The 7,750-nt window shown below is 50.3% G+C and carries 7 protein-coding genes and 1 pseudogene; all 8 read left to right on the top strand.

Going from position 1 to position 7,750, the window contains the following annotated elements:
- A partial coding sequence (locus tag Q0257_RS06735; protein WP_298023202.1) for an ATP-binding protein occupies positions 1 to 540 on the top strand: 540 nt, incomplete at its 5' end.
- Positions 537 to 1,106, top strand: coding sequence for a recombination mediator RecR (gene recR / locus Q0257_RS06730; RefSeq protein WP_298023201.1), 570 nt, complete (start codon positions 537 to 539; stop codon positions 1,104 to 1,106). The genes Q0257_RS06735 and recR, both read left to right, overlap by 4 nt.
- Before the next feature lie 424 nt (positions 1,107 to 1,530).
- Positions 1,531 to 2,838 carry a UDP-N-acetylmuramate--L-alanine ligase gene (murC, locus tag Q0257_RS06725; protein WP_298023200.1) on the top strand — a complete coding sequence of 436 codons (1,308 nt, stop codon included), beginning with the start codon at positions 1,531 to 1,533 and terminating at the stop codon, positions 2,836 to 2,838.
- A gap of 61 nt (positions 2,839 to 2,899) precedes the next feature.
- Positions 2,900 to 3,571: a hypothetical protein gene (locus tag Q0257_RS06720; protein ID WP_298023199.1), complete on the top strand. Its 672-nt coding sequence runs from the start codon at positions 2,900 to 2,902 to the stop codon at positions 3,569 to 3,571.
- On the top strand, positions 3,561 to 5,768 hold the full coding sequence (locus Q0257_RS06715; protein ID WP_298023196.1) for an endonuclease MutS2: 2,208 nt from the start codon (positions 3,561 to 3,563) through the stop codon (positions 5,766 to 5,768). The genes Q0257_RS06720 and Q0257_RS06715 overlap by 11 nt, the downstream gene beginning before the upstream one ends.
- Positions 5,769 to 6,451: 683 nt before the next feature.
- Positions 6,452 to 7,171 (top strand): CorA family divalent cation transporter, encoded by a 720-nt coding sequence (locus Q0257_RS06710; RefSeq protein ID WP_298023193.1) that lies wholly within the window; start codon positions 6,452 to 6,454, stop codon positions 7,169 to 7,171.
- 17 nt (positions 7,172 to 7,188) lie between these two features.
- Positions 7,189 to 7,602, top strand: a complete 414-nt coding sequence (locus tag Q0257_RS06705; protein ID WP_298023190.1) for a hypothetical protein — start codon at positions 7,189 to 7,191, stop codon at positions 7,600 to 7,602.
- Positions 7,603 to 7,655: 53 nt separating this feature from the next.
- Positions 7,656 to 7,750 (top strand): annotated as a pseudogene (locus Q0257_RS13070) (6-O-methylguanine DNA methyltransferase); the annotation flags it as partial.

The raw sequence follows: 7,750 nt of genomic DNA, 5'->3' as shown, positions 1-7,750 counted from the left end.
GAGGACGAGACGCAAAAGGTGCGACTCGTAAACGTTTTTGAGCGGCTTGAAATTTTAATCAACGAGTTTGCTAAAATCGAGCAACTGCTCTCAAAAAGCTACTCGTTAAATTATCAGGATTATCATTTCAGCCTCATTTTAGAGCAGGTCAAAGATATGTCTATGCTCGATAACTGGGACGAGCTCATCAGCACGGATATCGAGTGCGATGCGGTGATAAACGTGGATTTCGGGCTATTTGCGCTGGCGATTAAAAATTTAATCGACAATGCCCTAAAATACTCCAGCGATAAAAAAGTCCGCATCATCTGCGACGAAAATAAAGTAAGTGTCGCCAATCGCGGAGCGGCGCTTGCAAAATCATTCGAGCATTACAAGCAAGCCTTTATCAGAAATAAAGACGAGAAAGCCACCGGCATGGGGCTTGGACTTTACATCATCGATAAAATTTGCGAGCTGCATAAATTCCGCTTCGAGTACAATTACAGCGACGGCACGCACTACTTCTCGATCGTCTTTTCGCCGAAGGGCGCTATATGAGCGGCACAGACAGGTTCGAAGAGCTCGTCGCGAGCTTTGAAAAGCTTCCCGGCGTGGGCAAAAAATCCGCCCTGCGCTTTGCGTACTACGTAAGCGTGCAAAATTCCTTCCTAGGGCTAAATTTAGCGCACAATATCGAAGAGGCGGTGCGCGGACTGCACAGATGCCGCATCTGCGGTGCGGTATGCGAGGGCGAGATCTGCGAATACTGCGCCGACGAGGAGCGCGAAAGCGATAAAATTTGCATCGTCGAAAACCCCAAAGATATCTTTATTTTAGAGAGCAATAAAATTTACAACGGTCGCTACTTCGTGCTAGACGCCGCTGACGAAGATAAAATCGCGGCGCTGCGCGAGATGGTGGGCCGAAACGGCGCGCGCGAGCTGATATTTGCGCTGACGCCGGGCATCAACTCCGACGGCATCATGCTTTATGTCGAGGACAAACTCGCGGATCTGGGTTTGAAATTTACCAAGCTCGCTCAGGGCGTGCCTACGGGCGTGAGCTTAGACAACGTCGATATGCTCTCGCTAATAAAGGCGATCAACGGGCGCACCGATATTTAAAATTTCGACGAAATTTTAAATTTAACGGCTAAATTTAAAGCATAAAGCGGCAAATAGGTTTTACCGCGGAGCCTAAGCGGCAAAATTTTAGGCGTTAAATTTAAATAGTGGACGTGCGATGAAATTTACGCGGCTTTGGTGCGCGATACGATGCAGCAGGCGCGGCAGCGCCCTGCTCGCTTCTAAATTTTAACGGTGAGTTTGAGCCGTAAAATTTAAGCACTCCGTTTCAAAGCGGATTTGAGTGCGGAATTTCGAGCGCTTAAATTTTAAAAGCACTTTCGAAAGTAGCGAGACGGGGTTGCGCGACGCTGCGAGCTCGTAAAATTTAAAGACGAATTTCAAGGCGCGCGAAATGGTTTAAACTTTTAAATTTCGCCGACGCGGGATTTAAAAATTTAAACGTAATTATTTAAGGAAAAAGGTGAAAAAGGTTCATTTTATCGGCATCGGCGGCATAGGAATATCGGCATTAGCGAGATTTTTACACGAGAAAAATTTTATCATCTCAGGCTCTGATATCAAAGAGAGCGAGACGACCTACAAGCTAAGAGCTAGCGGCATGGAGATCATCACTCCGCACGACGCTTCGGCGATCAAGGATCAGGAGATCGTCATCTACTCCGCCGCGATCAAAGAGGACAACGTCGAGCTGCAAGCCGCACGCAAAAAGGGGATCGTCTGCCTCTCGCGCAAGGAGGCCCTGCCCTTCGTGCTAAAAGACAAGCGCGTCTTCGCAGTCGCCGGCGCGCACGGCAAAAGCACCACCAGCGCGATAACCTCGGCGCTGATAAACGGCTCGGTCATCATCGGCGCGATCTCCAAGCAGTTCGGCTCGAATATGAAATATGAAAATAGCGAAAACATCATCTTTGAAGCCGACGAGAGCGATTCGAGCTTTTTAAATTCCAACCCCTACGTAGCGGTCGTGACCAACGCCGAGCCCGAGCATATGGATCATTACGACAACGATTTGGATAAATTTCACGCGGCGTATCGCGGCTTTTTGGAACGCGCCAAGATCCGCGTGATAAACGCCGAGGATGAGTTTTTAAGCTCCATCAAACTCGGCTGTATCAAGCTCTTTCCTTCGCGCGACATAACGGATCTGAAGGTGCTGCTGCGCGATCATCAGCCGTTTATGAGTTTTAATCTTAAAGAGCTCGGACGCTTCGAGGTTTACGGGCTCGGAAGGCATATCGCGATTGATGCGTCGCTAGCGATTCTAGCCGCTGCGTGCGAGACGGGACTAGAGCAGATCCGTAAAAATTTGCTAAATTATAAAGGGATCAAAAAGCGCTTCGACATCCTGTGCGCTACCCCAAACTTCGTGCTCATCGACGACTACGGCCACCACCCCACCGAGATCAGAGCGACGCTGCAAAGCGCGCGCGAATACGCTAGCCTGCTAGGGCTTAGCAAGATCACGGCGATCTTTCAGCCGCACCGATGGAGCAGACTTAAGGCGAATTTAAACGCTTTTAAGGAGTGCTTTGCGGGCGCTTTGGAGCTAGTGGTACTGCCCGTTTACGCTGCGGGCGAGCCTAGCAACGGCATCGATCTGAAAGAGGAGTTTAAGGGGCTCGGAGCGCTATTTACCGAGCGAGTCTTTAGAAACGGCGAGAAGATAGAATTTAGCGATATTTTCGGCGTCCGCCACATCATAAACGACGGGCTCGTGATCGGATTTGGCGCAGGCGACATCACCTATCAGCTGCGCGGAGAATTTTAGGCTTGAAAACTCTCGCTGAATTTACGAGCCAAACTCCGCTGCGAGCGGGCAAGGATAAAATTTGAGATTTTTAGTATTTGTTTTCGCATTTTTATTTATCGCGGCGATCTTTTTCGTGCGGGACGAAATTTTAAGCAAAAGGGCCAAAATCATCGCCACGGCACTGATTGTGCTGCTGTGCGCGGGGGCGTATTTTTACGAAAGCGCAAGCGAGCGATCCGCCAAGCTTGAAGAGGAGATGGTGTTTAAATTTAACGCAGGTGCCAGATTAAGATGCGGCGGCGCGATAAATTCCGCTGCCGAAACACGCGGCGCGAATGCAAAAAATTTAGGTTCGCAACACGGCGAAGCAAATTTAAATGCACAGGGCGAGGCCGCTTCCGCCGCGCAAGCAAATGATACGCAAAGCTCAACCGCCCAAACGAACGAGCAGGCTTCCGCCGCACAAACTAGCGACGCTGTTTCGAGCGGGCAAAATTCTGCGCAAAGCTCTACTTTGCAAAATTCTACGCAGCAAGGCGATACGCAGAACCGCGCTGCACAAAATTCTACGCAACATTCCGCGCAACTAGACGACACGCAAAACTCTAATCCGCAAAACTCCGCGCAGATCGTTACGCGAGAGAGCTTCACCTACTCCTTTTCGATGGGCGCTTTCATCGCCAAAAAAAGCGCAGGCGCGGAGTTTAAGGGTAAAACCTACAAGATTAAAGAGTGCGTTTATGATCAGTGACGAACTCTTTACGCGCCTCGATTTGAGCGAGTATCTAGCGAAATTTAAAAGCTTTTTGGCGCGCGAAAAGCCGCTGTTTTTAAGCGGCGATAGCAAACTAAATTTTGAAAAAATTTCAGAGCTTACGAAATTTGATCTCGCGCAATGCGAGAACGTCGCAAACCTAGACGACGCTCTGATGCGCATCTCAAAGCACGGCGTGCTTCATATCAGCGAAATTTACGAGTTTAGCAAGATCGTCCGATATTTTTTGTATCTCAAAAAGCAGCCTTTTGAGGGCAAACTCGCCGCTTGGCTTGCAAAGATCGAGATCCCGCAGCCCATCGCGCAATTAAAGGATTATTTCGATGATCAGGGCGGCTTTCGCGATGCGATAGACGAGCGCTTCGGCGCGCTGAACGAGGCGTTTAAAATAAAAAAGGGCGAGATCGAGCAGACGTTAAAAAGGCTGATCTATTCCAAAGCCCTTTCGCCCTATCTCGCCGACACGCAGATCCACTACATAAGCGACACCGAGGCTCTGCTGGTGCGCGGCGGCTTTAATCACGTGCTAAAAGGCAGCGTCGTAGCGCGCTCAAGCGGAGGCTATTTTTACGTGCTTCCCCACGCGATCGCGGCTCTGAAGTCCGCTCAAAGCGCGATTTTGGATAAGAAAGAGCAGATCGTTTTCGAGCACTGCAAGCAGATCAGCGCGGTTTTTAATAAAAATTTAGCTTTTTTAAAATTTATAAACGCCGCTTTCGACGCGATCGACGCGCTGATTGCGCGCGCCGCGATGGCAAGAGCGAGCGATTATGAGTTCGTCCTGCCTGAGCCCTCGCGCGACATCGTATTAGATAGCTTCGCCCACCCCGCGCTTAAAAACCCAAAGCGCGTGAGCGTGGAGTTTAGCGGCAAAATTCTGCTCATCACCGGCGTGAATGCGGGCGGAAAATCGATGCTTTTAAAAAGCATTCTAAGCGCGGCGCTGCTAGCCAAATACCTCTTTCCGATGCCTATTCGCGCAAGCCTCAGCCGCATCGGCACCTTTAAGGAGTTCGAGCTCATAATGGAGGATCCGCAAAACTCCAAAAACGACATCTCGACCTTTGCGGGCAGGATGGTTGCCTTTAGCAAGCTTTTCGGGCGCAAAGAAATTCTAATCGGCGTCGATGAGATCGAGCTGGGTACCGATTTTGAGGAGGCTGCGAGCCTATACGGCGCGATGATCGAGCAGCTGATAAGCGGCGATGTAAAAATGATCATCACCACGCATCATAAGCGCCTAGCGATGCTGCTGGCGAAGGATCCGCGCGTGGAGCTGCTGGCGGCGCTTTACGACGAGAAAAACAGCGCGCCGAAGTATGAGTTTTTAAAGGGCACGATCGGCAAATCCTACGCCTTTGAAACCGCACTGCGCTACGGCATAGCGCAAAATTTGATCGCCGCGGCGCGCAAAAACTACGGCGAAAACAAAGAAAACCTGAACGAAGCGATCTCAAAAGCGATAAATTTAGAGCTTGAGCTAAAACAAAAGCTGGCGCAGATGCAGCAAAAAGAGGAGAAATTAGACGCGTTGAGCGAGGCGCTAAAAGATCAGCGCGAGCGCGCGCAAAGCGAGCTGAAGGCGGAGCTTTCAAGGCTGCAAAACGAATACTACCGCGCGATTTCGGAGGCCAAACGCAGCGTGAGCCTAAGCGACGTGCGCGAAAAGCAGCGCGCCATAAACCGCGCAAACGAGCTCGCACGAGCCGTGCAGCAGCCCGAACTCAGCACGCCGGAGCCGCAAAACCTCAAGGTGGGCGATCGCGTAAAATACGGCAAGATCAAGGGCGAAATTTTATCGCTCAGCAAAACCCAGGCGCTGATGCTAAGCGACGGCATCAGGCTGCGCGTGCCGCTTAGCGAGCTAAAGCGCAGCGGTGCGGCGCCCGCGCCCGCAAAAAACATCAGCATCAAGGTGCAAAAGCCCGCCTCCGCGTCGCTCGTGCTCGATCTGCACGGCCTGCGCGCCGAGGAAGCGATCAGCAGGCTTGATAAATTCATCAGCCAGAGCCTCGTGATGGGCTTTGATGAGATCATCGTAAAGCACGGCATCGGCACGGGCAAGCTCGCGTTCGCGGTCAAGGAGTTTTTAAAATCGCACCCAAGCGTCAAGGGCTTTCGCGACGGCATGCCCGCAGAAGGGGGCTTCGGCTCAAAGGTCGTCTCGCTTTAGGCTCTAGCTCAAAGGCCCTTTCGCTTCAGACGCCAGCGCGAATGATGCGGAATTCGCTCATTTCATCCATGCCTTCGCCGAGATTTTGCAAGAGCATGGGTGCTTTTAACGTAGAATTTTGCCGCGGAATTTGTAGCTTGGCTTTTACACTAAAATTTTATGCGGCATGAGCCGCAATTTAAATTTAGCGCGGACGCAGTCCGCACCGCTAGCGTCGCGCGGGTGGGGGTTGGTAAGGGGGCGGGCGCGCCTCGCAACTCTGAGCGCCGCCCCCTTACGGATTATGTGTAACGCATACGCCGGCTCGAATTTATAAAGATTTCACTATGTTAAATTTTAGTATTTTTCGCTCTTTGTGTATTTCTTTCGGGGCGGGAAGGGGGCTTGAATTGCGAGGTCGCTCCCCTTCCCGCCCCAAACCCCACCCATCCCACGACAACGCTTTAAGCGGTGCGAGCCTTACGGCTCGCGTTAAATTTTAATAGGGGTTGAATTACGGCATGCGAAATTTTAAAATTTAGCCGAAATTTACAGCTCACAAAATTTTAAAATTCCAAGCGTCAAAGAGTTTTGAAATTCCAAATACGATAAAATTTAAGTGGCAGCGGAATTTCAAAATTCTGTAAATTTGAGCGGAATTTTGAAATTCCGTAAATTTAAAACGATTGAATAAGGAGGCTTAATTGAACCCGATTACCGAAAAGCGCAGCGTTTCGGGCTACTACTACGCCGAGGATCGCGAGTATGTGTACTTCGTGACGGACGCGCCGCGCGAGCAAAACTACCGCTTTATTTTCGACGCAGGCGCGATCTATTTGCAGGAGGGTACCGCCGAGGTGCGGCTTAGCAGCGAGGAGGAGTTTTTCACAGTCGTAAAAAAGATCCTAGCACAGTATCGCGATAAAATTTTAGAGCACTCCGCAGAGCTTGAGAATTACGAAAAAATCTACACGCGTCGCGGCGATTTTTCAAAATTTATGAAAAGGCACTCTGTCCTAAAATACGAAATCCGCAAATTTCAAAACAAAATTTCGCATTTCTACGAGGCGCTGCTCATCTGTGGAAACGAGCAGCCGGCGCTTAAAAAGCGGCTGAAAAACTACGCCTACGAAGCGGGCGTTTTCAAGGGCGTGATGAGCGAATACGCCGTCAGGATCGAGGATATCTATCAATTCATCCAGAGTCTCAAAAACGACAAGATCAGCCGCAACATCTACATTCTCACGATCATCTCGTCGCTGCTGCTGCCGCTAAATTTCATCACGAGCTTTTTCGGGATGAACACGACAGGGCTATTTTTAAGCGGCTCGGCGCACGGCACGCTCATCGTGACGCTTGCGATGTGCGTGATCTTCGCGGCGATGGTCGGCTTTTTTATGCTTTATGTCAAAAAGCGAAACTAAAGCGGAGGAGTTAAATTTTGAACAAAAACGAGCTGAAAAATTCCCTAGGCAAATACTTCGGCAGGGAGATTGCGGGCGATTTTAGAGTGCTGAAAGAGCACGAGATCGCGCGCTGCAACGATGCGGCGAAATTTCCTTTTGAGGGCGATAGCGGGCTGTTGCGCGAGTTTTGTATATTTGCAGACGGCGGCAGCGGCGATCTTTGGTTGCTAAGCTCTGGCGGCGAGATCGCGTTTTACGACCATGATTTGGAGTTTTTGTCCGAGGCAAATTTGAAAAAATTCGATCTAAATCTTGCGGGCTGGCTAAAGATCGCCGAGCTTTTTTGCAAATTTGAAGCCCTTGGCGACCCGAGTAGCGCGCAAAAGGCGAAATTTAAGCAAAGCGTAGCTAAAATCTGTCCGCAGATTTTAGAAATTTGGGAAATTTAGGCGCTGTTTGCGGCGCCTAAATTTAATCGTAAAAGCGCAAAATAGGAGCAATTATGAAATTTATCGCATATTACGACTCGCCGCTTGGCGAAATCACGCTCGCGGGCGATGAGGCGGGGCTTTGCGGGCTGTGGTTCGAGGGCGAGAA

It is taken from the genome of uncultured Campylobacter sp. (genome assembly GCF_938018035.1).
Lineage (GTDB): Bacteria > Campylobacterota > Campylobacteria > Campylobacterales > Campylobacteraceae > Campylobacter_B.
Note: the sequence above shows the minus strand (reverse complement) of the source record. Positions and strands in the feature narration are given on the sequence as shown.

Bases quoted from the DNA above. Each gene is read 5' to 3' on its own strand.
- recR (WP_298023201.1), top strand. From the start codon at position 537: ATGAGCGGCACAGACAGGTTCGAAGAGCTCGTCGCGAGCTTTGAAAAG.
- Q0257_RS06715 (WP_298023196.1), top strand. From the start codon at position 3,561: ATGATCAGTGACGAACTCTTTACGCGCCTCGATTTGAGCGAGTATCTA.